General features: G+C 36.6%; 23 protein-coding genes. 8 read left to right on the top strand and 15 right to left on the bottom strand.

The genetic code is table 11. The features are described from left to right. Window positions 1-36: 36 nt before the first annotated feature. The gene (locus tag VL047_RS04185) at window positions 37-3,195 is read left to right on the top strand and encodes a basic secretory protein-like protein (protein ID WP_325358835.1); all 3,159 of its coding nucleotides are present in this window, start codon (window positions 37-39) and stop codon (window positions 3,193-3,195) included. 35 nt (window positions 3,196-3,230) lie between these two features. Here the strand turns inward: VL047_RS04185 and VL047_RS04180 are convergent, their stop codons facing one another. Continuing rightward, window positions 3,231-3,572 carry a GIY-YIG nuclease family protein gene (locus tag VL047_RS04180; RefSeq protein WP_325358833.1) on the bottom strand — a complete coding sequence of 114 codons (342 nt, stop codon included), beginning with the start codon at window positions 3,570-3,572 and terminating at the stop codon, window positions 3,231-3,233. Window positions 3,573-3,673: 101 nt separating this feature from the next. On the opposite strand from VL047_RS04180, the gene VL047_RS04175 reads away from it, so the two are divergent. Together VL047_RS04175 and VL047_RS04170 are read left to right on the top strand one after the other, a co-directional pair. Then, a complete protein-coding gene (locus VL047_RS04175) occupies window positions 3,674-4,444 on the top strand; it encodes an XRE family transcriptional regulator (protein WP_325358831.1) in 771 nt (256 codons plus the stop codon). Window positions 4,445-4,579: 135 nt separating this feature from the next. Beyond that, window positions 4,580-5,434 carry a 3-hydroxybutyryl-CoA dehydrogenase gene (locus VL047_RS04170; RefSeq protein WP_349255175.1) on the top strand — a complete coding sequence of 285 codons (855 nt, stop codon included), beginning with the start codon at window positions 4,580-4,582 and terminating at the stop codon, window positions 5,432-5,434. A 15-nt stretch (window positions 5,435-5,449) separates the two neighbouring features. Here VL047_RS04170 and argS read toward each other — a convergent pair whose 3' ends face one another. Both argS and rocF read right to left on the bottom strand, forming a co-directional pair. Continuing rightward, entirely contained in the window at window positions 5,450-7,228 is a 1,779-nt protein-coding gene (gene argS, locus VL047_RS04165) for an arginine--tRNA ligase (protein ID WP_325358828.1), read from the bottom strand. Window positions 7,229-7,246: 18 nt separating this feature from the next. Further along, window positions 7,247-8,194, bottom strand: a complete 948-nt coding sequence (gene rocF, locus VL047_RS04160) for an arginase (RefSeq protein WP_325358826.1) — start codon at window positions 8,192-8,194, stop codon at window positions 7,247-7,249. A 105-nt stretch (window positions 8,195-8,299) separates the two neighbouring features. Here rocF and VL047_RS04155 point away from each other — a divergent pair, with 105 nt between their 5' ends. Then, window positions 8,300-9,688: an arginine decarboxylase gene (locus VL047_RS04155; RefSeq protein ID WP_325358824.1), complete on the top strand. Its 1,389-nt coding sequence runs from the start codon at window positions 8,300-8,302 to the stop codon at window positions 9,686-9,688. Between the two features lie 28 nt (window positions 9,689-9,716). Here the strand turns inward: VL047_RS04155 and VL047_RS04150 are convergent, their stop codons facing one another. Beyond that, a complete protein-coding gene (locus VL047_RS04150) occupies window positions 9,717-10,454 on the bottom strand; it encodes an RluA family pseudouridine synthase (RefSeq protein ID WP_325358822.1) in 738 nt (245 codons plus the stop codon). A gap of 215 nt (window positions 10,455-10,669) precedes the next feature. Between VL047_RS04150 and VL047_RS04145 the strand changes: the two genes are divergently transcribed. After that, the gene (locus VL047_RS04145) at window positions 10,670-11,032 is read left to right on the top strand and encodes a response regulator (RefSeq protein WP_325358820.1); all 363 of its coding nucleotides are present in this window, start codon (window positions 10,670-10,672) and stop codon (window positions 11,030-11,032) included. 12 nt (window positions 11,033-11,044) lie between these two features. Here the strand turns inward: VL047_RS04145 and VL047_RS04140 are convergent, their stop codons facing one another. The 3 genes from VL047_RS04140 to alaS all read right to left on the bottom strand — a co-directional run bounded on the left by VL047_RS04140 (window position 11,045) and on the right by alaS (window position 15,573). After that, window positions 11,045-11,734 (bottom strand): response regulator transcription factor, encoded by a 690-nt coding sequence (locus VL047_RS04140; RefSeq protein WP_325358818.1) that lies wholly within the window; start codon window positions 11,732-11,734, stop codon window positions 11,045-11,047. Between the two features lie 96 nt (window positions 11,735-11,830). Beyond that, the gene (locus VL047_RS04135) at window positions 11,831-12,928 is read right to left on the bottom strand and encodes a TlpA disulfide reductase family protein (protein WP_325358816.1); all 1,098 of its coding nucleotides are present in this window, start codon (window positions 12,926-12,928) and stop codon (window positions 11,831-11,833) included. A gap of 29 nt (window positions 12,929-12,957) precedes the next feature. Next, window positions 12,958-15,573 (bottom strand): alanine--tRNA ligase, encoded by a 2,616-nt coding sequence (gene alaS, locus VL047_RS04130; RefSeq protein WP_325358814.1) that lies wholly within the window; start codon window positions 15,571-15,573, stop codon window positions 12,958-12,960. A 116-nt stretch (window positions 15,574-15,689) separates the two neighbouring features. On the opposite strand from alaS, the gene VL047_RS04125 reads away from it, so the two are divergent. After that, the gene (locus tag VL047_RS04125; protein ID WP_325358812.1) at window positions 15,690-16,025 is read left to right on the top strand and encodes a MerR family transcriptional regulator; all 336 of its coding nucleotides are present in this window, start codon (window positions 15,690-15,692) and stop codon (window positions 16,023-16,025) included. On the opposite strand, the gene VL047_RS04120 is transcribed toward VL047_RS04125, so the two are convergent. From VL047_RS04120 to VL047_RS04095, 6 genes are read right to left on the bottom strand one after another with little or no spacing between them, the layout of a single operon-like run. Further along, window positions 16,026-16,520, bottom strand: a complete 495-nt coding sequence (locus VL047_RS04120; protein WP_325358810.1) for a metallophosphoesterase family protein — start codon at window positions 16,518-16,520, stop codon at window positions 16,026-16,028. A 15-nt stretch (window positions 16,521-16,535) separates the two neighbouring features. After that, window positions 16,536-17,249: a tRNA1(Val) (adenine(37)-N6)-methyltransferase gene (locus tag VL047_RS04115; RefSeq protein ID WP_325358808.1), complete on the bottom strand. Its 714-nt coding sequence runs from the start codon at window positions 17,247-17,249 to the stop codon at window positions 16,536-16,538. Continuing rightward, a complete protein-coding gene (locus VL047_RS04110; protein ID WP_325358806.1) occupies window positions 17,250-18,146 on the bottom strand; it encodes a metal ABC transporter permease in 897 nt (298 codons plus the stop codon). A gap of 13 nt (window positions 18,147-18,159) precedes the next feature. Then, the gene (locus VL047_RS04105) at window positions 18,160-19,449 is read right to left on the bottom strand and encodes an iron chelate uptake ABC transporter family permease subunit (protein ID WP_325358804.1); all 1,290 of its coding nucleotides are present in this window, start codon (window positions 19,447-19,449) and stop codon (window positions 18,160-18,162) included. Next, entirely contained in the window at window positions 19,449-20,231 is a 783-nt protein-coding gene (locus tag VL047_RS04100; RefSeq protein ID WP_325358802.1) for a metal ABC transporter ATP-binding protein, read from the bottom strand. The genes VL047_RS04105 and VL047_RS04100 overlap by 1 nt, the downstream gene beginning before the upstream one ends. Continuing rightward, complete coding sequence (locus tag VL047_RS04095; protein ID WP_325358800.1) at window positions 20,231-21,142, bottom strand: metal ABC transporter solute-binding protein, Zn/Mn family; 912 nt, start codon at window positions 21,140-21,142, stop codon at window positions 20,231-20,233. The genes VL047_RS04100 and VL047_RS04095 overlap by 1 nt, the downstream gene beginning before the upstream one ends. Before the next feature lie 130 nt (window positions 21,143-21,272). Here VL047_RS04095 and VL047_RS04090 point away from each other — a divergent pair, with 130 nt between their 5' ends. Then, on the top strand, window positions 21,273-21,776 hold the full coding sequence (locus VL047_RS04090) for a GNAT family N-acetyltransferase (RefSeq protein ID WP_325358798.1): 504 nt from the start codon (window positions 21,273-21,275) through the stop codon (window positions 21,774-21,776). Between the two features lie 12 nt (window positions 21,777-21,788). Here the strand turns inward: VL047_RS04090 and VL047_RS04085 are convergent, their stop codons facing one another. Next, on the bottom strand, window positions 21,789-22,235 hold the full coding sequence (locus tag VL047_RS04085; protein ID WP_325358796.1) for a 3-hydroxyacyl-ACP dehydratase FabZ family protein: 447 nt from the start codon (window positions 22,233-22,235) through the stop codon (window positions 21,789-21,791). A gap of 220 nt (window positions 22,236-22,455) precedes the next feature. Between VL047_RS04085 and VL047_RS04080 the strand changes: the two genes are divergently transcribed. Continuing rightward, window positions 22,456-23,889, top strand: a complete 1,434-nt coding sequence (locus VL047_RS04080; RefSeq protein ID WP_414635305.1) for an alanine/glycine:cation symporter family protein — start codon at window positions 22,456-22,458, stop codon at window positions 23,887-23,889. Here the strand turns inward: VL047_RS04080 and VL047_RS04075 are convergent. After that, on the bottom strand, window positions 23,886-24,008 hold the full coding sequence (locus VL047_RS04075) for a hypothetical protein (protein ID WP_325358792.1): 123 nt from the start codon (window positions 24,006-24,008) through the stop codon (window positions 23,886-23,888). The two genes, VL047_RS04080 and VL047_RS04075, sit on opposite strands and share 4 nt — an antisense overlap. Window positions 24,009-24,027: the final 19 nt, after the last annotated feature.

Raw genomic sequence — 24,027 nt, 5'->3', positions numbered from 1 at the left:
AACTATTGACTAAAAATTCAGTGAATTATGAAATATATGGATACCAGAAATTTTGATCGCCTGCTCCTTGTGCGATTTTCTTTAAGTTTTCTCTTTCTTATCCTTACTTTCAGTGCGCATGCCCAATACTTTGGTCAAAACAAGATGCGTTATAAGAAGCTAGATTTCAAGGTATATGAAACTCCGCATTTCGACCTTTATTACTATTTAAAGAACGATTCATTAATTAAGAATATAGCAAAAGAAAGTGAAGTTTGGTACGAATTGCACCAACAGATTTTCCGTGATACATTCACCAATAAGAATCCGCTGATTATTTATAATAACCACCCTGATTTCCAACAAACAACTGCGATACAAGGTACCATAGGAGTTGGAACAGGAGGTGTTACAGAAGGCTTTAAAAACAGGGTCGTAATGCCGATCATGCAAATTAACAGTCAGACCCGACATGTTCTGGGACATGAAATGGTGCATGCTTTTCAATATCACTCCTTAATTGAAGGAGACTCCACTCAATTAGAAAATATTGGAAATCTTCCACTATGGATGGTAGAAGGTATGGCCGAATACCTTTCAATCGGAAAGAAGGATGCTTTTACAGCTATGTGGATGCGGGATGCTTATTTAAATAAGGATATTCCTTCTCTAAGAGATCTAACAGAAAGCAATAAATATTTTCCATACAGATATGGTCAAGCGTTTTGGTCTTATATAGGATCAACTTATGGCGACACGGTCATTGTACCTCTATTTAAGGCTACTGCAAAATACGGCTACCAAATGGCCATTCAACAAGTATTTGGCTACAATGAGACTACACTTTCGAATCTTTGGAAAACAGCCATTGAAAACACATATAAACCCCTATTAAAAGATACCGCACAAGTACCAATAGGAAAGATAATTATTGATAAAAACAATGCAGGAAACACAAACGTCTCACCAGCCATTTCTCCTGACGGAAAATACGTTGCTTTCCTTTCCGAAAAAGATCTGCTAAGTATTGATTTATATTTAGCAGAAGCAGAAACTGGAAAAATTATCAGGAAATTAACCAGTCGAATTTCAAATAGCCATATAGATGAATTTAGCTACATCGAATCTGCAGGAACATTTTCTCCCGATAGTCGAAAATTTGCATACAGTGTCTTTTCGGGAGGAAAGAATAAATTACTAATTACAGACGTTGATAATGGGAAAACCCTGTTTTTAGAAGGAATGGGCGATGTCTCAGAGTTTAGTAATATTACCTGGGCGCCAGATGGAAATTCAGTTGTGTTTTCAGGACTAAAGGAGGGACAAAGCGATCTATATCAATACACGTTTCAAACTAAAGCCTTAAAACAATTAACAAACGACGCTTATTCAGAATACCATCCTTCGTTTTCTCATAATGGTAAACTATTAGTTTATAGTACGGATCGTGGAAGTTTTTCTCGTGATGACAAAACAGCCGACATCAGTTTCAATCTATCCATTATGAATTTGATGAGCAATGAAACAAGAGATTTAGGTGTATTTCCTCTAGCTAATAATTTAAACCCTCAATTTTCCGGAGATGACAGCCAGATATATTTCTTATCTAATCGTGATGGTTTCAGGAACTTATATCGTTACACAATTTCAACTAACACAACAGAACAATTAACAGATTATTTTACTGGAATAAGCGGTATTACAGAGTATTCACCTGCACTGAGCGTTTCAGCAAATGATGATATCATATATTCTTACTATCGGTCTCAAACATATACTATTTATAATGCTAAGGCTAATGAGTTTCAAGCAAAACCAGTAAACAACGAAGATGTGGATTTTGCAGCAGCCATGATCCCTCCTTTTCAAACATACGGTGTAGATGTTATCAATACCAACCTTAAAAACTTTAATAATTTTTCGAGAATTGACACCTCTTTAATAAATCAAATTCCATATACGCCTAAGTTTAAGTTAGATTACCTAGCAAGTAGTGGTATGGGCGTATCTGTAGGAAGCCGATACGGTTCAGGATTAGCCAGTGGTGTTCAAGGGATATTTTCCGACATCTTAGGACGTAACCAAATTTTCACCGGCTTATCAATCAATGGAGAGATTTATGACTTCGGTGGTCAAGTTGCTTATATTAATCAAAGCAGTCGTTTAAATTGGGGGGGGGCTGTTTCTCATATTCCATTCATTTCAGGATTGGTTTCTTACTCTATCGACCCAAATTCAGCAGCCTCACCTACGGGTATAGCTTACTTAGATAATTACGACATTATTAGAACTTTTCAGGAACAAGTAGAGGGTTTCGTTGCCTATCCTTTTTCTCGTACTACACGTGTAGAAGCCGGAGCGGCATTTTCTCATTATAGCTACCGTATTGATCGTTATACGAATTACTACGCTGCAGACGACAATGGCTACCCTTTATACTTTATAGGTGGCGATCGTCATAAATTATCATCAGAGGAAGCAAAGAACACATATAATAGTAGCTTTGATTCCTTTACCATACAACAGGTAAACACTGCGTTTGTAGGTGATAATTCTGTATTTGGAATAGCAGCTCCCTTAGATGGTTACCGTTACCGATTAGGCGTTGAGCAGTATTTCGGAGATTATAATTTCAGGGGATATACTGCTGATTTAAGAAAGTATCACCGCATGAAACATGTTTCTCTTGCAGCAAGGGCATATACTTATATGCGTGTAGGTAAGGACGATGATAAACTATATCCATTATTCTTGGGATATCCTTATTTAATACGTGGTTATGAGTCAGCTAGCTTTTATAATGACAGAACCGGAGCAGCTACCAATTTCAATTACAATCAATTAACAGGAACCCGGATTGCCGTTCTAAACCTCGAAGCACGTATTCCATTTACAGGTCCGGAACGCTTATCTTTGTTAAAATCGAGTATGCTTTTCTCTGATCTGAATATATTCTTTGACATGGGACTGGCATGGAGCGAAGGTGATAAAATTGCATTTAAGAACCAACCAGATCTGTTAGAAACAATTACGGATCCTAATAATCCTAATAGCCGAATAGACATATACGAACGAGTACCCGCCATGAGTGCTGGTGTATCTCTTCGAATCAATATGTTCGGGTATTTTGTAATAGAACCTTATTACGCAGTTCCTTTTCAACGAAAGGATGTTAAATTTGGAACTTTCGGAATTAACTTTGCACCAGGTTGGTAGCAATGAGTATTAAAGAGGCTGGTTCTGTCCTAAACTTAAGAGGCAGTAACCAGTCTTTCGTATTGTTGTAAACCATTTTTGAAACTTACCGTAGCATAAGGCTGAATACTCAAGTCATTCCAATTGTTATTATTAAGCCTGATTAGTTTCTCCTTTTGAATTCGTGTAAATATGCTTACTTCTTTAAATCTTTTGAGCGCCAATTCTAAAGATCCAAGTTCTTCAAAATAAACCAACCTGGAAACTTTCTTATTGCCATCAAAAAACAATGAATGCATCTCCTTATAATAGTTCATAGTATAGGCTAAATCATGGGTCAAACCAACATGAAGATTCTTACGATTACTATCTGTTAAAATATAAATGAACTGTTTCATAGCTTAATTATTGACTAATATTTGGCGAATTAGATATTAATTACTAACTTTAATGGCACAATGATACTAACTATTTTAGTAAAAACAAAATTATTTTAAAAATGTCGAATATTGCACCAAACTTAAGGTACTTGCGTAGGAAAAAAGGCTTAACTCAACAAAAATTCGCTGATTTAATGGAAATAAAACGTTCTCTTGTTGGAGCGTATGAAGAATATAGAGCAGAGCCCAAATACGACCTGCTAAAAAAAATGGCAACATTTTTTAATCTTAGTATGGATGAACTTGCACAGGATGTAATTAATGATGATTGGAAACCAAGAACAGTCAGAGACAGTTCTTCTTTACGGATTTTAAGTATCACCGTCGACAAAAAAAATAAAGAAAACATAGAGTTAGTGCCGCAGAAGGCAAGTGCAGGCTACCTAAACGGGTATGCCGACCCTGAGTTTGTTAAAGAATTACCTCGCTTCAGTCTGCCTCTTTTTAAGGACGGAACTTTTCGTGCCTTTGAACTTAAAGGAGATTCGATGCTACCATTAGACACAGGAACAATTGTTATTGCCGAATACGTAGAACATTGGAATGACATTAAAGTGGGTAAAACTTATGTTGTTGTATCTAAATCTGAAGGGATAGTTTATAAACGTCTGGGTAATAAAGCCAATAACGAGAAAGGACTAAGAGTTCATTCTGATAATAAAAATTATCCTCCCTATTGGATTGAATTAGACGATGTCCTTGAAATATGGCAGGCTAAAGCATATCTTAGTACGCAGTTCCCTGAAGCCCAAAATGGGCCTACCATTGATGATATATCAAATTTGATGCTTGATATGCAGAAGAAATTAATTGATTTAAAGAAAAGATAATTTAAGATCTATACAGTAGACTAACCCCTTCCTTTCTTCAGGTTAGCTACTGTAGGCTCTTTGGTACGGAGCCAATTAGCGGCCCATTTTCCTGTAGTGGGCCGTTTTTTAATTACATAAGAGAATAATATCTAAATCAATATGAAAAACATTGCAATTATTGGATCTGGAACTATGGGTAATGGTATTGCCCATACATTTGCACAAAATAACTTTCAAGTATCATTGGTAGATATAAATCAACGAGCAATAACTAATGCAAAGAAAACTATCAATACTAACCTCGACCGACAGTTAAATAAAGGAACCATTAGCCTTGCTATAAAAGAGCAGACACTTAAAAACATCCGAACTTTCACTAATCTTAAAGAAGCAATATGGAATGCAGATTTGGTAATAGAAGCAGCAACTGAGAATAGAGGCACAAAACTGTCCATATTTAAAGAACTGGATCAATGGTGTAAACAAGCGGCAATCCTAGCCTCAAATACATCTTCGATTTCAATTACAAAACTGGCATCGGTAACGAATCGCCCGGATAGAATTATCGGAATGCATTTTATGAATCCAGTTCCAATCATGTTATTAGTTGAAGTTATTAGGGGATACAGCACCAGCAACGAAACTACTCAAACAATCATGGAATTGTCTAGAAACTTAGGTAAAAACCCCGTTGAGGTAAATGATTACCCAGGATTCATTGCAAATAGAATACTGATGCCTATGATTAACGAAGCGATTTATGCCTTATATGAAGGAGTTGCCGGCAAAGAAGAAATAGACCAGGTAATGAAATTAGGTATGGCTCACCCAATGGGGCCGCTTCAATTGGCAGATTTTATAGGTCTGGATGTTTGTTTGGCGATCCTTAAAGTCCTCCAAAAGGGTTTCGGAAATCCTAAATACGCTCCTTGTCCCCTCTTAGTCAATATGGTAAATGCTGGTATGTTAGGAAAGAAAACTAAACAGGGGTTCTACGATTATGAATAATAGAACCCCTTAATTCTACATTCTCTCTGGAACATCGATACCCAATAGCTTCATTCCTTTAGCAATGGTTCGTGCAGTTACCTTTGATAGCTTTAATCTGAAGTTCTTAACACGTTCATCCTCTGCTTTTAAAATACTTTCCTCATGATAGAATTTATTGTAAAGCTTGGAGAGGTCGTAAATATAATTGGCCAGTTGAGCCGGACTGAATTCTTTAGCCGAAGCTTCAATTTTCTCAGGAAATCGATCCAACAGTTGAATAAGATCCAGTTCTGATTCCTTTAATACCGCTGGTTTATCTATCAGCGCATCCGCATTATACGAACCTTTATTTAAGACAGAATTAATCCGAGCATAGGTATATTGAATAAACGGACCAGTATGCCCTTGAAAATCGATAGATTCATTGGGATCGAATAGCAGTCTCTTCTTTGGTTCAACCTTTAATAGAAAATACTTTAATGCCCCTAAACCAATATTATAATAGAGCTTTTCTTTCTCTTCAGGAGAAAAATCACTTACTTTTCCTAACTCCTCTGTACGTGCCTTTGCTGTTGATATCATTTCTTCTATCAAATCATCAGCATCTACAACGGTTCCTTCACGAGATTTCATCTTACCCGATGGTAAATCAACCATGCCGTATGATAGATGAAACAAGCCGTTAGCCCAAGGTTTTCCTAGTTTCTTAAGTATTAAAAACAACACTTTAAAATGATAATCCTGTTCATTACCAACAACATAAATAGACTCATCTGTTTTAAAATTATCATACTTAAGCTGAGCAGTGCCCAAATCCTGAGTAATATAAACAGACGTTCCATCTCCTCTCAAAACAAGCTTCTCATCTAAACCATCATCCGTTAAATCAATCCATACCGAATTATCTTCCTTCTTAAAAAACACACCACTATCAAGCCCCTCCTGGATTATGTCTTTCCCTAATAGATAAGTATCCGATTCATAGTAATATTTATCAAAGTCAACACCTAACTGTTTATAGGTTTCAGCAAACCCGGCATAAACCCAAGCATTCATCATACGCCACAGCTCAACCACCTCTGTATCGTGAGCCTCCCACTTTTGCAACATAGATTGCGCTTCCTTAATCAATGGAGCATTCTTCTTAGCTTCCTCCTCTGTATTCCCGCTTTTAATTAACCCCTCAATCTCCTTTTTATACTCTTTATCAAAACGCACATAGTATTTACCAACCAAATGATCTCCTTTTAAACCAGATGATTCAGGAGTTTCTCCATTGCCAAACAACTTCCATGACAGCATTGATTTACAAATATGGATTCCCCTATCGTTCACCAAATTCGCTTTTATAACCTCATAACCGTACGCCTTTAAAATCTCAGCCACAGAATAACCCAATAAATTATTCCTGATATGGCCTAAATGCAAAGGCTTATTTGTATTAGGTGAAGAATATTCCAATATCAATTTCTTTCCATTTTGAGGAAAGAAACCATAATCCGGATTAGAAATTTCATCCTTCAACCGATCAAACCAATAATCGGAGCTTAATTCTATATTCAAAAAACCTTTAATAATATTAAAGTCAACAATAGATGCAATCTTGCTTTTCAAATACCCTCCTATTTCTTGACCAGTTTGTTCAGGCGATTTTTTGGCAAATCGAATAATAGGAAAAGTCACTAAAGTAAAGTGCCCTTTAAACTCTTTCCTGGTCTCCTGTAAAGTTATCTGATCCTCAGACAGATCCACTGCATATAAATCTTTTACAGCTTGCTGAGTAGCCTTTATAATTTGATCTTGTATATTCATTGTAATTTGTAAACCGTATTAATCATTGGTCAGTGCGTTTATCGCACGAACCAAAACTTCAAAAGCATTTTCAGCCATTAAATTTTCGGTGTCTAAGGTAGGGTTTACTTCGACAATTTCGAAACAGCAGATTTTCGGATAGCCGCATAAACGAGCGATCAGATTCCCCATCTCTCTTTCAGTAAATCCATTAGGAACGGGCGTACCGGTACCCCTGGATATAGAGGGATCCATACAATCTACATCAAAAGACACATAAATCAGATCGCACTGATCCAAGTGATTCATAATATCATTCAGAACCCTTTCAACACCTAGCTTTCGAAAACTAGACACCGATACATTTTTAATCTTATTCTTATTTAAAAGATATGATTCAGGTGATTCAATATCCCGAACGCCTATATACACAAGATCTTTTGACAATATTTTCGGAGCCATGGCACCGACATTTTTCAACTGAAACCAATAATTTAGAGTTTCCTGATCCGGTTGGTTAACTTTCTGTGTTATATTATCCTCATCTAATGATGCTGAAACAGACATCCCGTGAACATTTCCCGAAGGACTTGTATAAGGAGAATGAATATCTGCATGAGCATCAATCCATATTACCCCTAACCTCTTTTTTGGATAAGCTTTACGAATACCCGCTATGGTACCAATTGCTGAACTATGATCACCCGATAATATAACCGGAAACTTCTCAAGGTCAAAAGTTTTATGAACCTCATCTGCAACACGTTCACAAACAGTAAGTACACCTGATATGCGTTTAGCATAAGGGCTTCCGGAAGATTCAAATAGTAAATGATTCTCGTGCTGAACCTCAATGGATGGATATTGTTTAAAGAAACGACTCCCAAAATCTAACGCAGCAATCTTTATCGCATCAACACCCATACTCGCACCGCGGGTACCAGCTCCTAGCTCAGATTTCACTTCAATTAATTGAATCTCTCTCATTTCAATACACAAATTAAAACCACAATTTAAAGATGGAACAAAATTTGATTACTTATGTTCAACATCTCATTGCGAAAGCATATCTTTGCCAAAATTAGAAAAATAATGCAGACCTATCAGGAATTTCTTGACTTAAGTGTTGGTTTTCCACAAGACGGATTCGAAGTCATAGACGATGAACTTTATTTCCACGATATCAATCTAATGGAAATGATCGAAACGTATGGTACTCCCCTACGTTTTACCTATTTGCCTATTATTAGTAAAAAAATACAACAGGCTAAAATTCTATTTCAGACCGCTATCTTAAAAAATAATTATAGGGGATCATATAAGTACTGCTACTGTACCAAGAGTTCCCATTTCAGACATATTGTCGAAGAAGCATTAAAAAATGATATTCACTTAGAAACATCATCTGCTTTTGATATGCCTGTAATTGATGCTCTTGAAAAGAAGGGTATTGTAAATAAAGATATAACCGTGATCTGTAATGGATTCAAAACATATCAATACAAGCAATACATTATTGACATGCTCCATGATGGCTTCAAAAATATCATTCCGGTGCTTGATAACAAGGAAGAATTCAACCTTTTCGATGATGAGGTAGAATTAGACACTCCCTGCAATTTAGGTATCCGTATTGCAGCAGAAGAGCAACCTGATTCTCAATTCTACACTTCCAGATTAGGAATCAGAATGGAGGACATCATTGACTACTATAACAACAAGATTGTTCCAAATCCCAATTTCCGGGTTAAACTCCTACATTTTTTTATAAACTCAGGTATATCTGATACTCCTTATTATTGGACGGAATTGGAGAAATACGTTACTCTGTATTGTAAATTCAAAAAAATCAATCCAGATCTTGACACATTGGATATCGGAGGCGGTATGCCATTTAAGGATTCATTGGTACATAATTTCGATTATGAATATATGGTCAATGAAATCGTTAATAGAATCAAAGAAATCTGTGCACTTCATGAAGTTATGGAGCCAGATATCATTACAGAATTCGGCAAGTATACCGTTGCTGAAGCCTCAGGAATACTTTACAAAGTAATCGGAAGAAAGCAACAAAATGATCGTGAGCGTTGGTTAATGCTTGATGGTTCATTCATAACAAACCTACCCGACGTTTGGGCTTTAAACCAAAAATACATCCTTCTTCCAGTCAACAATTGGGATTTTGAATACGAAAAAGTGAACTTAGGAGGAATAACCTGCGATGGTCAGGATTATTATAATTCTGAGGCGCATATGAATAACGTGTTTATGCCAAAAACAAGGAAAGTCCAATACCTCGGCTTCTTTCATACCGGTGCATATCAAGAAGTATTAAGTGGTTATGGCGGTATACATCATTGCCTATTGCCTTCTCCTAAACACGTTATCATAAGAAGAAATAGAGACGAAACTTTCAACTTCGAAGTCTTCGGTGAAGAACAAAACAGTAAACAGGTATTAAAAATACTAGGCTATTAATAATTAATTAGAGAGGTTTGGTTTTTAATTATGAATCAAACTTCTCTAATTGTTTAATTAAAGTTGAAAAATCTTTCGGGTAAGGAGCCTCAAATTCAAACAAAGACCCATCTATAGTAAAACTAACCGATCTTGCATGCAACGCAAAACGCTTCATAATCGGCAATTCCTCTTGTCCTTTTCCCAGACTGTATCCACGTTTTAATTGAGATAAATAAACTGGCTTACCTTTATACAGATTATCTCCTACAATAGAAGCACGTTGAGTAGCTAAATGAATCCTGATCTGATGCATCCTTCCGGTAATAGGTTTACACTCGACCAACGTAAAATGATTAAAATAGCGAATAGAATTAAAATAAGTGATTGCATTTTTACCATTTATACGATCAATATTTACATTCTTGTTTCCCTGGTTAAGAATGGGTAAATCAACTTTCAAATTATCAAACTTATGCACACCTTCAATTAGGGCATGATATTTTTTATCTACCCTCCTATGTTCAAACTCTATCGACACCAAACGATAAGTTTCAGGATTCTTAGCAATTAGCATTACTCCCGATGTTTCCCTATCTAATCGATGACAAATCTGAGTCTCCTCATTATACTTTTTTGCCATTCGAAGTATATTCATATCTCCACCTTCCCGATCATCTAATGATGAAACTAAAGGTGGTTTGTTAATCACAATAAGATTGTCATTCTCAAAAATGATAAGGTCGCTAAATTTTATAAACTTGGTTTGTGATTTTGATTTATCCATTGCAACAAAAGTACAATAAGAATAACTGATTAAGAAAATGTAGGCAAAGAAATACAAAAGTCCGAAAGCAAATCTATTTCCAATTTACAACTATAATAATAAAACGCATAACAAGCTATCTATCAGTATTATAAAAAGAATTTATCTTACATAATCTCTTTTTATTAAATTTGGACTCACTTTTGTGCTACATAAACCTCCATCAACTGATAAATATGGCGCATAAAATACTAATTCTTGATGACGACTCAGATATCTTATTTTTCTGTACCTATGTATTCGAAAATCTAGGGTTTACTGTGATATCTTCAAACCATTGCAATGATATTATTTCTCAAGTTGAAGCGTCACAACCAGATATTATTTTAATAGACAATTGGATTCCTGATATTGGAGGAGTAAAGGCAACTCAACAATTAAAAGCAAATCCGGATCTCAGGAGTATTCCAGTAATTATTTTTTCAGCAAACAGCAACCTACCCCAATTAGCAGAAGAAGCCGGAGCCGATGATTATCTTAGAAAACCTTTTGATTTAGAAGAGTTAGAAAGTTTGGCATATAAATATGTCAAAATCTGATAAATGGGTAAATTATACTATCTCAAATTTGTAACCCACTCCTTTTACGGTAGATACATAATTACCTCCCACTTTTTCCCGAAGCTTACGAATATGAACATCGATCGTCCTATTTGTAACTACCACAGAGTCTTCCCAAATACTTTTCAGAATAACATCCCGTGTAAATACCTTGCCTGGCTTTGATGCCAATAAATAGAGCAGCTCAAATTCCTTTTTAGCCAATGTAATCCTTTCTTCGTCTCTAAAGACCATAAAGGCATCACGATCTATAACTAAGTCAGCCACTTCCAACTTATTCAATATAGGTTCCTCTTGTTGAATGTTACGTCTTAAAATAGCATTTATCCGGCTTACTAATACACGGGGTTTTATAGGTTTGGCAATATAGTCGTCGGCACCAACATTAAAACCTGCAATTTCTGAATACTCCTCGCTTCTTGCTGTTAAAAACACCATAAAGGTATTCTTAAATTCAGGCATCGTACGCATTAAACGACACGCTTCGATACCATCCATTTCAGGCATCATGATATCTAAAATAATGAGATCAGGAATCTCGCGTTTGGCCTGAACAATCGCTTGCTTGCCATTGGCAGCTGTTGCAACACGATAGCCTTCCTTCTTTAAATTGTATTCAATAAGCTCGCGAATATCCGGTTCATCATCAACAACTAAAATATTATTTTTCGAAGTATTCATTCTTTATATTTTAGACGAATGTATGAATTAATTAAAACCATATCATTACCACAATATTAACAAATTGTTAATGATTACGTTAACTACAGATTTAATTTATTGAAGTCTTTCTTTCAAGGCATTTTCCAAATCAGAACCATGTAAATTCTTCCCGATAATTACCCCATCCGGGTCAATCAGAAAGGAAGCAGGGATCGCTGTTATTTTATACAACTGGCCGGTTTCACTGTCCCATCTTTTTAACTCTGAAACCTGAGACCAATCCAGTTGGTCATCTTTTATTGCCTTTAACCAAGCCGACTGATTATCATCCAGAGAAACACCAAGAACAGTAAACCCCTTATCTTTAAATGTATTATACTGTTTTACGATATTCGGATTCTCTTCCCGGCAAGGAGCACACCACGACGCCCAAAAATCTAACAAAACATACTTACCTCTAAAATCAGATAGTTTGATCTTCTTTCCGGTAGTTGATAATGATTCAAAATCAGGAGCCTTTTGTCCAATGCTTACAGGCTTTAATTCTGCCATATGATTCGCAAACGATTGTACAGCCGAATTATCAGGAAACTTAACACGTGCTTCATCTGCATAACTTATTAACTCCTTCTCATAGGCTATTGGATCCAAAGAAAACAAGGATAACATCGCATAGAATCCAGCCAGATTATCCCGATTATCTTGAGCAAACTTGAAAGTCTGCTTTGAATTCTCCTTAATAATCAGGTCATTCTTAGCCATCAATTCATTTTGCACTGCTGCTTCATCTTCTGTTAAGATTCTTTTTTCGAATTCTGCCTGAATCTCACTCTGACTTTTCTGAAAGGCTGCACGTATGGTACTCAATTTCTGCAATTTGGCAGATATTTCAGAACCTTTAACAGTGTATTGATCTTCATTCTTATTCAAATCAGTACTGAAGTCTACATTGTCGCCGTTCATCAACACTAACATATAAGGTCTGTTCGCAACAACAAGTGTATAAGGCTTGGCCTCCAATGCAGTCCTTTTAAACCGAAAATTATCATCTTCATTAAGGAAGGCTGAGTCTACTATATTATCTCCTTCGTATAGCAACACCTTTTTAAGGTCTCCGGCATTCTCAACCTTGCCATTCAAAACAAATTGTTCACTATTAGAACATGACGCAAACAACGATAAGGCTATCAGCCCTACTAACATTCTTCTCATTTTCTTTCCTTTATTTAACACAATCATTTCTATTGAATAATTGTCCGTCCTTTATTAATTGCTTCTTGCAACCCTTCACTGTTTTTACCACCCGCAGTTGCAAAAAATGCCTGGCCGCCGCCACCCCCTTGAATGGATTTAGCCAAGTCACGAACAATATTACCGGCATTATAATTCCTGTCCTTTATTAAATTATCAGAGATCATAACGCTTAAATTAGGCTTACCTTCAAAATCGGCAGCCAATATTAAGAACAAATTATCAACGGAGTCTCTTAATGAAAAAGCAAGTGTTTTTAAAGCATCTGCATTGGGCAAATCAACCTTCTGTCCGATAAAATTCACACCATTAACCGATTCTATTTTATTTAAAAGCTCTGCCTTAAGACTTCGAGTCTTTTCAACCAAATTCTTCTCAAGTTCCTTTTTTAACTTGGCATTCTCTGTAATTAAATCTTCCAATGCCTTTATCGGATTATTACCCTTTAATAAATCTGAAATCTGCTTACTCTGCTGTATTTTCTCTCCATAATAACGCAAAGCTGCTGAACCTGTCAACGCTTCAATACGCCGCACGCCAGAAGCCACAGCTGATTCTGACGTAATTACAAATAAGCCAATCATCCCTGTTTGAGGAACATGAGTACCTCCACAAAGCTCAATTGAAAAGTCTGGGTCCATTGTAACCACCCGCACTTGATTACCATATTTCTCACCAAAAAGCGCCATTGCTCCTAACTCCAAGGCTTCTTCTTTCGGCATTTCAGTGATATCAACAACGATATTTTTACGTATCTCTTCATTTACTATGATCTCAACCTCACGAATCTCATCCTCACTCATTTTAGCAAAATGAGCAAAATCAAATCGCAAAATATCAGGAGAGACAAGCGATCCCTTTTGAGCCACATGCTGACCAAGAACACGCTTTAACGCAGCCTGCAAAAGATGTGTAGCACTGTGATTATAACTTGTGTTCAGGCGCTTCTCGAAATCAACTTTAGCAATAACAGCTTCTGCAATATCGACCGGTAGCTTATCAACAAAATGAATAATTAATTCATTCTCCTTTTTAGTATTTGTTACATAAATATCTTCTTCACCAAAAGATAAAACACCCGTATCTCCTACCTGACCACCACTCTCTGCATAAAACGGAGTTGATTCCAGAACTACCTGATACTGTACTTTATCTTTATTCTTTATTTTCCGATAGCGAGATACCCTTGTTTCAATCAGCAAATCATGATAACCTACAAAGTCAGACCCATCCTTAGCCGATAAAACCTTCCAATCTTCCGTATCCACAGTCGTAGCAACTCTACTCCTATTCTTCTGCTTATGCATTTCTGCTTCAAAGCCTGCCTCATCTACTGTAAAGTTATTCTCACTGGCAATCAAACGGATCAAATCAATCGGAAACCCAAAAGTATCGTATAGTTCAAAAGCATTCTTACCAACTATAACCCGGTTTTCCTCAGGATTCCGTACAATGTCATCCATTTTTTTCAATCCCTTTTCCAGGGTTTTCAAAAATGACTCTTCCTCTTCTTTTATTACCTTCGACACAAAATCCATTTGCAGGTTTAATTCTGGAAAAACAGATTCAAACTGAGAAGAAAGAACCGGAATTAATTTATGCAACAAAGCTTCCTCTACATGCAAATAAGAGTAATAATAGCGAACTGCCCTGCGTAATATTCTACGTATAACATATCCGGCTCCGGTATTTGATGGTAATTGTCCATCTGCAATCGCAAACGCTACCGCACGAATATGATCGGATAGAACCCGAAAAGCTACAGCCTCTTTGCTATCACTTCCATCATATTTTTTACCGGCTATTTTCTCAATCTCTTGAATAGTACCAGTAAAAACGTCTGTATCATAATTACTTTGTTTATTCTGCAATACTCTTACCAGCCTCTCAAAACCCATTCCTGTATCCACATGCTTTGCTGGCAATACCTGTAAAGAACCATCTTTCAGGCGGTTGTATTCCATAAACACGTTATTCCAAATCTCAATTACCTGAGGATGATCCGCATTGACAAGATCCTTTCCATCAACATTCTTCCTCTCTGATTCTGAACGGCAATCAACATGAATCTCACTACAAGGTCCGCAAGGGCCCGTATCTCCCATTTCCCAGAAATTATCTTTCTTATTTCCTCTTAAGATCCGATCCTTAGCTATCCATTTCAACCATTCATCATAAGCTTCCTGATCAAAGGGCAATCCCTCTTTTTCATCACCCTCAAATACAGTTACATAAATCTTATCTGCATCAATCTTAAAAACCTCCGTAAGCAATAACCAGCTCCATTCAATGGCTTCCTTTTTAAAATAGTCGCCAAAGCTCCAGTTTCCCAGCATCTCAAACATCGTATGATGATACGTATCCACACCAACCTCTTCAAGATCATTATGCTTACCACTAACGCGCAAACATTTCTGAGTATCAACCACCCTTTTAAATTCAGGTATGCTATTACCCAAGAAATAATCCTTAAATTGATTCATTCCTGCATTGGTAAATAACAAGGTAGGATCATTTTTTATAACGATTGGTGCTGAAGGGACTATCTGATGTTGTCTTGATTCAAAAAAATCTAAAAAGGCTTGTCTAATTTCTTTACTCGTCATGTGATTGCTATAATTTGCAAAGTTAATCGTTTATCCCTAATTAGATAAAAAATAGGATATTAATCATCAATAAAGTAGCTTTGTACTAGCTCTACTAATTAATCAATATTATAAATATGCCATACAAAGAACCCAATATCGAAAAATTGTATTACAGTATGGGAGAAGTAACAAAAATGTTTGATGTAAATGCTTCTCAAATCAGATTTTATGAACGTGAGTTTGACATCCTTAAACCCAAAAAGAATAAAAAGGGGAATCGCTATTTCCGCCCGGAAGATATTGACAACCTAAAAACTATCTTTTCCTTAGTAAAAGACAAGGGCTATACCTTACAAGGTGCGCGTGATTATATGAAAACCAATAAAAAAGAAATTCAGGATAATCAAAGCATTATAAACTCGTTAGAAAAAATCAAAGCCTTTTTAACAGACGTAAGGGAAAGCTTATAATTACCTCGGTCCTAACTCAATTAATTCCATATTCTGAATAGAATCCCCATCAATCGTAAACCGTAAAAGAGTTCTTACTTTCTGCCAGCCATGTTTACCAGCGGCTCCGGGGTTCAGATGCAGACAAGCATATTCGTTGTCATACATTACTTTTAATATGTGTGAATGCCCGGATATAAACAACTTAGGAGGATTTACCTGCATTATATTTTTCACAATGGGTTGATAACGCTTCGGGTAGCCTCCAATATGTATCATATATACATCAACATCCTCACATGCAAATCTATTCTGTTCAGGAAATACTGCTCGTACTTCCTGGCCATCAATATTACCAAACACTCCTCGCAAAGGTTTAAAAGCAGCTAAAGCATCTACAAGTTCGATATTACCAAAATCGCCTGCATGCCATATTTCATCACAAGATTCAAAATGCTTAAAAATTGCCTTATCTAAATAACTATGTGTATCCGAAAGCAATCCAATCTTTTTCATAACCTAATCCGGAAATCAATAGTTAATAAAAAAAGGCTTTAACAGTTCCTTATACTGTTCAGAATAAACTTTCTCCTCTTTATAAATATTGAAATTCTTACTTACATACGAATCTGGTGGTCTCTTTTTAAAAGTGGAGATTACCCGAAAAGGAGCTGAATCAGGAAAAGAGCTGATATAAACCTCATTGTTTAAATAAAGATGTGCAGATAAACTCAGACTTAACGTTTGATCCCTGATCTCCATCGGCCAGATAATCTGGAAAGAACCATCAGCACTCAGCAGAGCACTGCACTTATTAAATAAAAACTTATAAAACTTGGTGGACCCATGCCTCGACAAACTTTTTCTTTTATCAGGATTCTTTAATGAATTAATAAAGAAAGGTGGGTTAGAAACTATCAGATCATAGGAAACCGTAGTTTGGTAATCTTCAATTCCAATATGGTGTACTGCCAAGCGGCTGGCAAAAGGCGAATTCTTAAAGTTCTCTTCCGCACAAAACACTGCACCCTCATCAATATCAATTGATTCAACATAAGCATCCGGATAACGCTGAGCAAGCATCAATGCCATAACACCCGTACCTGTACCTATATCTAATATATGTCCAACATGATGATCCTGATTTGCCTTTACTGCCAATAAAACACCGTCGGTGTTTATTTTCATTGTACAACCCGCCTGATTAACATTAAACTGTTTAAATCTGAATATATCTTCTTCCATCTAAACAGTTCCAATAGGTTGTGCCAACCGATTTAATTCAATATCTTTCTTCTTCATTTTTGAATTATAACTGGTATAGATAAAGCAAACCGCAAATATAATGCCCGTTGTAACCGCCATGCAGCCAGCAACCGAAACGTCTAGATAGGCTGCTATCTGATACCCAAAAAACGCGATCAATATACCAATAATAACAGTATAAATAAGCATCCTTTTTAAGCTTTTAGTTATTAAATAAGCAATAGAAGGAGGTCCGATTAAGAAGTTGATTATCAGAATTGCACCCACGGATTGAAAGGAAACAACGGTTGTAATAGAAACCAAACCCATTAATAAATAATGCCACAGCACAGTCGAAATACCTATAGCTGAAGCAAAACCCGGGTCAAATGCCGTAAGCGAAAGCTGTTTATAAAAGAATATAATAAACAATACAATGGCAATCAGTAAGCCTCCCAATAAGTAAATCGGTCTTGGACCCAAATTTATGCCTGATGCAGTAATCAATGTATCAATAGGCACATAGGCTATTTCACCATATAAAACGCAATCCTGATCAATATCAACCTGTCCGGCAAAAAGGCTCAACAAAATTACCCCCACAGCAAATAAGAAAGTATAAGTTACTCCAATGGCCGCATCTCCCTGCACCTTCGCCTTTTTATGAAGATATTCAATAATAAAGGTAGTGACCAGGCCCAGTGTACTGGCACCAATTAATATTGTTAAAGGCTCCCTATTCCCACTAATCAAAAAAGCAATTACTATTCCGGGTAAAACGGCATGACTAATGGCATCCCCTACCATACTCATTCGGCGAAGAACCAAAAAGCAACCCAGCAAACCTGCTGAAACAGCAACCAAAACACCGGTTAATATTATCCAAAATGAGATCATCGCTTCTATATTTTTAAATTCTAGGTATAATAGATTCGTGTGGGTCCCGATCCGGAAAGCCCAATTGAATCTCAAGTTCCTTTTCCAATTCTGGTGTTAAAACATGTTCAATCATTTCGGCATTCTCATGTACTTTATGAGCTGGCATCTGCATGTATTTTGTTAAATAAAGTTCCCATAACCGATGCAAACGCACAATCCTGGCCGATTCTCTCATACCTCCTTTTGTAAGCTGCCAATTTTCTCCTATACTTTCAATAAGATTCTGCCTTTTCAAACGATTTAAAGCAGATTTAAATCTATCCTGACCAACTGTCCGTTTCTCCATCAATTCTGAAACAGAATATTCACATTCAAAATTATCCGAAGGCTCTCCCAATTGATAAAAGATCTTAAGTATATTTTCTTCATCGGTTGTTTTAATATACTGCCTTTTATTCCACCACAAGAATATCGAACCTCTCTTTGGTGCAAAAAAGAAAGAAAAAAATGCAATGAATGAAGAAGCAACCACCATCCATGGTCCCGTAGGCATGGCAGGTGCCATATAAGATATAAATGCTCCGGCTAAGCCAGAAAATGCACCAAAACATGCTGATATAATAACAATCTTTCTTATATTATCGGACCAGAACCGGGCAGCAGCGGCCGGAGTAATTAACATAGCAGCCATTAAAACCACTCCAACTGCAGTAATACCTGTAACAACTGCCAATACAGTAAGCGTTGTAAGTAACAATTCTAATCTGGATACAGGTAAACCAAGCGTTTTGGCATAAGGCTCATCAAAAGACGTTAATGTAAACTCCTTAAAAAAGGCGATAACTGTAATAAATAAAATAATAGCGATAATGGAAAATACGATTACATCATTTCCAATCAAAGCTGCTGCATTCCCAAATATAAAACTCTCTAATCCACTTTGTGAGGCATAACCGCTATGTTGAATATGAGTTAGCAGAACAACACCCAATCCAAAAAAAACCGTTAAAATAATGCTGATTGCAGCATCTTTCTTAATCTTAGAATTACTCGTAATATAATCAATGATAACAATCGCCAGCCAGCCAGATATAAACGCACCGACAATCATCAAAGGAATATTTTTATTACCTGCAAAAAGGAAAGCTGCACATATCCCCGGTAAAACAGAATGCGAAACAGCATCACCAATCAAAGCCTTTTTCTTTAGCACAATAAATACCCCAACAATGGCGGAACTCGCCGCCAATAACATAGATCCCAATACAACATAGCGAATATTAGGATCTGAAAAGGAGAAAAAATCTATTACTGCCTGCATTATTTATTTTCCTTTGTTGAATAAGGTGTATTAGCCAAAATATTTCTAACATCAGAAAGCAAGGTTAACTTCCCACCATAGGTTTTCTGAATGTTTTCTTTTGTAAATGTTGTTTCCGTTGGTCCATAAGCCACTAAATTCACATTCAACATGATTATCCAATCAAAGTATTTCTTAACAGACTGCAGATCATGGTGTACAACAATCAGTGTTTTATTTTCTTCCGACATCTTTCTCAGTAACTGAATAATCGTCTCTTCAGTAGCTGCATCAACACCTGCGAAGGGTTCATCCAATAAATAAAAATCAGCTTGCTGCGCTAAAGCCCTTGCTATAAACACCCGCTGTTGCTGTCCTCCAGATAGTTGAGATATCTGACGCTTAGAAAAGTCAGCCATACCAACTTTCTCCAAGCAATCCAATACCACTTCTTTATCAGCCCTGCGAGGTCTGTTTAAGAGCCCTAATCTGCCATACCTGCCCATCATTACTACATCAAAAACAGAAGCCGGAAAATCCCAATCTACAGACTCACGCTGCGGCACATAACTTACTCGTTTTCTAACCTCATCAAGCGACTCATCAAATATCTTTACTGAACCGTTCGTAATGGGAATAACTCCCATAATGGACTTCAACAGAGTCGATTTACCTGCACCATTCGGACCCACAATACCAACTATTTTACCTTGCGGAATTTCAAAATCAATTCCCCATAATACAGGCTTCCGAGTGTATCCAACTGTCAGACTATTTACTTTAAGAACACTATTTTCATTCATTATCTTAATGCTTTAACAATCGTGTTTACATTATACTCCATCATTCCTATATAGGTCCCTTCTGCCGAACTGGGTTCACCCAACGCATCTGTGTAAAGCGTTCCGCCAATCCTAACTTCCTTTCCCTTCTCACGAACACCTGCAACTACTGCATTCAACGATTTCGAAGAAACAGATGTTTCAACAAAAACTGCCTGAATATCTCTCTCAATAATCATTTTAACTAAATCAGAAACATCACGTAATCCAAATTCGGAGAGCGTAGATATTCCCTGCAAGCCCTTCACTTCTATATGATATTCAGCTCCAAAATAATTAAAGGCATCATGCGAAGTAATAAGTACTCGCCTGCTTTCAGGAATTTTAGAGATTTCCACTTCCACATACCTATCCAAACTATCCAACTTTTTAATATAAGCTGCCGTATTCGATTCAAAATAAGAAGCAGAACCTGGTATTTGAACTGACAATTTCTCACAAGCAGTAAGCACTACTTCTTTCCATATCTTTACATTAAACCAAATATGAGGATCCGGAACATTCCCTTTCACATCAACCTTTCGAATCATTTGCTCAGGAATTTCATCTGCCAGGGCCATCACATTCTTTGTGCGACTCAATTTATCAAGCACCTCCCCTAACTTACCCTCTAAATGAAGCCCTTGATAAAATATATAATCAGCCTCCATTAGTTTTTCTAAATCACCCAAACTAGCCTTATACAAATGAGGGTCTACTCCCGCTCCCATTAAAGATTGAACATTTGCAGAATCCTGTACAATATTATGAATAGCATCTGCCAATAAACTTGTTGTAACAACAATCAAAGGTTTATCATGCGATTCTACCTCCCGATCTCGACAAGAAGAAAGAGAGAAAACCAATATTATAAGAACAAACAGATACCGCATAAAATGAACTAAACAAGTTTACAATACAAAACTAAATAATTTAGACTAACCTAACAATTAAATTTATAAAATACTTTAACTTTTGTATCTTTATTAGAAGTTAATACTTATAACTTAATACAAAACAAAGATGGATTTCAAACTAAGACAAGCAAATAGAGAAGAAATAGACAAAATACTAAGCCTGTTTAAATTAGCAGCAGAAAAAATTGCAAAAATGAATATTGATTATTGGCAGTACTGGACAAACCCGCCAATTGAAAAAGTAAACTGGGTAAAAGAAGGTTTATTAAACCATGAGTTTTTCTTTATTGAAAGTTTTCAAGATGAAATTATAGGAATGGTGAGGATAATGGATAAAGATTTATTGTATTGGGGTGAGATGAATGACAAGGCAAAATATGTGCATTCCTTGGTTATTTCTGAAGAGTTTGAAGGTCATAAAATTGGAAAGAAAGTACTGGAGAGGATCGAAAACGAAGCTGGGGAAAACAACTATAGTTTTTTAAGATTAGACTGCGATTCAAAGAATGTAAAACTATGCAGGTACTATGAAAACCAAGGATTCTTAAAAGTCGGAGAAAAAACCCTTCCGCTTTCTATCTATAATTTATATCAAAAGCAAATATCCTAAGATGAAATATAATTAATTCTTCAATATCTTCGTCACCATTCCTGAAAGCGTTCCTTTACAGACCACCTCTCCAGCCTCATTTTGCATAGATACATTGCAGTGCAGTCTCTTCATGCGAAAATAAACCTTTTCAGATGTTACAGTAACCTTCTCTCCCGGAAATACCGGCTTCATAAAATCAATAGCTGTTGAAGTAAGCATCACATGCGCACTTGAGCTTTCATCTGTGTCGCCAACCAAATATAGTCCCAGACAAACAAGTCCAATTTGTGCCATTGTTTCTGTTAAAATCACACCCGGAGTAACTGGGTTATCTTTAAAATGTCCTTTATAGAAATCCAGATCTGGATCAAATGTAAAAGTCCCTACTGCTCCATTCTCATCTAGTCGTTGCAGATCGTCAACAAAAAGAAATGGCTTACTATAAGGTAAAATGTTTATTATTTCTTTTATATCCATAATTAAAATCTATTAAAACAAAGTGTCTGCTTAAACTAAATACATTGATCCTATACCTCTATAAAACTAGTGCAAATAATGCAAAACCTTAACGAATTCTTGAATAATTATCAATAAATAATCAAATACCGTTGAATTTTTTATTTTAATTTTCCTTTCTTTACAGAAGAAACAGCTCTTCCCGATGCCTGTTTCGTGACAAACAACCAACAAAAAACCAATTATGGAGCAAGTAGCTACCTTTATCAATGATATTATTTGGAGTAATGCACTTATACTTCTTTGTATCGGAGCAGGTATATATTTTTCAGTTGCAACTCGTTTTCTACAGCTCAGATATATAAAAGAGATGGTTCGCTTGCTTTTCGATGGGAAAGCTTCCAACCAAGGTGTGTCCTCATTTCAAGCATTCTCAATTGCAATTTCAGGGAGAGTTGGTACAGGTAATATTGTGGGAGTTGCTACAGCCATCGCCATGGGCGGTCCGGGAGCCGTATTCTGGATGTGGGCAATTGCATTCTTAGGAGCCTCATCAGCATTCGTAGAAGCAACATTAGGGCAAATATATAAGGTTGTAAAAGACGGACAGTTTCGCGGAGGGCCTGCCTACTACATTGAAAAAGGATTAGGAATTAAATGGTATGCCATTTTATTTGCGATAGTCACTATTTTAAGTACCGCTTTCTTCTTGCCAGGTGTACAAAGCAATAGCATTGCCTCCAGTATGTTTAATGCCTTTGAGATTCCAGTATGGGCAACTGGCGCAATTATAACAACACTGCTTGGCCTTATCATCTTTGGAGGGGTTAAAAGAATTGGGAAAGTTGCTGAAATCGTAGTTCCTTTTATGGCTGGTGCCTACATTTTAATGGGAATAGCTATTATCTGTATAAATATCACCGAAGTACCTGCTGTTTTTAGCCTGATATTTCGTTCAGCATTTGATTTAGAACCAGCATTTGGAGGTATATTCGGAATGGCAGTTGCCTGGGGAGTAAAAAGAGGTATCTATTCAAACGAAGCCGGACAAGGTACAGCACCTCATGCTGCCGCAGCAGCAGAAGTTAGCCACCCGGTAAAGCAAGGCTTAGTACAAGCCTTTTCTGTATACATAGATACTATATTTATATGTACAACAACTGCCTTAATGATTATCTTCACCGGACAATATAATGTTGAGAATCCGGCTGGCGGATTTATTCTTGAAAATATACCAGGTGCGGGTCCCAGTTCATTTACACAATCCGCAGTCAGCACTCATTTTCCAGCAATAGGCAGCGGTTTCGTGGCATTGGCTCTCCTGTTTTTTGCGTTTACTACACTAATGGCCTATTATTATATTGCAGAAACCAACCTCAGCTATTTATATAGCAAAGGAACCAAAAAATGGATGCTCTGGTCACTTAGAGGACTAATTATGGTCGCAACATTTTATGGAACTATCAAATCGGCAGAATTAGCCTGGACCTTTGGTGATATCGGTGTCGGATTAATGGCCTGGTTAAACTTTATCGCTATAATCCTATTAAGGAAACCCGCATTTATTGCATTTAAAGACTATGTAGCTCAACGTAAACAAGGAATCAGACCAGTCTTTAATGCTAAAAAACTAGGAATCAAAAACACCGAGGAATGGGGCGATGATAAAACTTAACAGCCGCTTTGTCCCAATAACCAATAAATAATCACGAACACTAATATTGTTCCTAAACAACCTCCGCCCCATCTCCAGGCGGCAGCTCCCGCAATTACTGTTTTTAGCCAATTTTGCATACCATGTCTTTTAAAGTGA

This window comes from Albibacterium sp., assembly GCF_035514885.1.
Classification (GTDB): Bacteria; Bacteroidota; Bacteroidia; order Sphingobacteriales; family Sphingobacteriaceae; genus Albibacterium.
Note: the sequence above shows the minus strand (reverse complement) of the source record. Positions and strands in the feature narration are given on the sequence as shown.

Bases quoted from the DNA above. Each gene is read 5' to 3' on its own strand.
- argS (WP_325358828.1), bottom strand. From the start codon at position 7,228: ATGAATATACAAGATCAAATTATAAAGGCTACTCAGCAAGCTGTAAAA.
- VL047_RS04185 (WP_325358835.1), top strand. From the start codon at position 37: ATGGATACCAGAAATTTTGATCGCCTGCTCCTTGTGCGATTTTCTTTA.
- VL047_RS04140 (WP_325358818.1), bottom strand. From the start codon at position 11,734: ATGAATACTTCGAAAAATAATATTTTAGTTGTTGATGATGAACCGGAT.
- VL047_RS04095 (WP_325358800.1), bottom strand. From the start codon at position 21,142: ATGCGGTATCTGTTTGTTCTTATAATATTGGTTTTCTCTCTTTCTTCT.
- VL047_RS04125 (WP_325358812.1), top strand. From the start codon at position 15,690: ATGCCATACAAAGAACCCAATATCGAAAAATTGTATTACAGTATGGGA.
- VL047_RS04115 (WP_325358808.1), bottom strand. From the start codon at position 17,249: ATGGAAGAAGATATATTCAGATTTAAACAGTTTAATGTTAATCAGGCG.
- VL047_RS04135 (WP_325358816.1), bottom strand. From the start codon at position 12,928: ATGAGAAGAATGTTAGTAGGGCTGATAGCCTTATCGTTGTTTGCGTCA.
- VL047_RS04110 (WP_325358806.1), bottom strand. From the start codon at position 18,146: ATGATCTCATTTTGGATAATATTAACCGGTGTTTTGGTTGCTGTTTCA.
- VL047_RS04085 (WP_325358796.1), bottom strand. From the start codon at position 22,235: ATGGATATAAAAGAAATAATAAACATTTTACCTTATAGTAAGCCATTT.
- VL047_RS04120 (WP_325358810.1), bottom strand. From the start codon at position 16,520: ATGAAAAAGATTGGATTGCTTTCGGATACACATAGTTATTTAGATAAG.
- VL047_RS04155 (WP_325358824.1), top strand. From the start codon at position 8,300: ATGCAGACCTATCAGGAATTTCTTGACTTAAGTGTTGGTTTTCCACAA.
- rocF (WP_325358826.1), bottom strand. From the start codon at position 8,194: ATGAGAGAGATTCAATTAATTGAAGTGAAATCTGAGCTAGGAGCTGGT.
- VL047_RS04075 (WP_325358792.1), bottom strand. From the start codon at position 24,008: ATGCAAAATTGGCTAAAAACAGTAATTGCGGGAGCTGCCGCCTGGAGA.
- VL047_RS04175 (WP_325358831.1), top strand. From the start codon at position 3,674: ATGTCGAATATTGCACCAAACTTAAGGTACTTGCGTAGGAAAAAAGGC.
- VL047_RS04105 (WP_325358804.1), bottom strand. From the start codon at position 19,449: ATGCAGGCAGTAATAGATTTTTTCTCCTTTTCAGATCCTAATATTCGC.
- VL047_RS04150 (WP_325358822.1), bottom strand. From the start codon at position 10,454: ATGGATAAATCAAAATCACAAACCAAGTTTATAAAATTTAGCGACCTT.
- alaS (WP_325358814.1), bottom strand. From the start codon at position 15,573: ATGACGAGTAAAGAAATTAGACAAGCCTTTTTAGATTTTTTTGAATCA.
- VL047_RS04090 (WP_325358798.1), top strand. From the start codon at position 21,273: ATGGATTTCAAACTAAGACAAGCAAATAGAGAAGAAATAGACAAAATA.
- VL047_RS04145 (WP_325358820.1), top strand. From the start codon at position 10,670: ATGGCGCATAAAATACTAATTCTTGATGACGACTCAGATATCTTATTT.
- VL047_RS04100 (WP_325358802.1), bottom strand. From the start codon at position 20,231: ATGAATGAAAATAGTGTTCTTAAAGTAAATAGTCTGACAGTTGGATAC.
- VL047_RS04180 (WP_325358833.1), bottom strand. From the start codon at position 3,572: ATGAAACAGTTCATTTATATTTTAACAGATAGTAATCGTAAGAATCTT.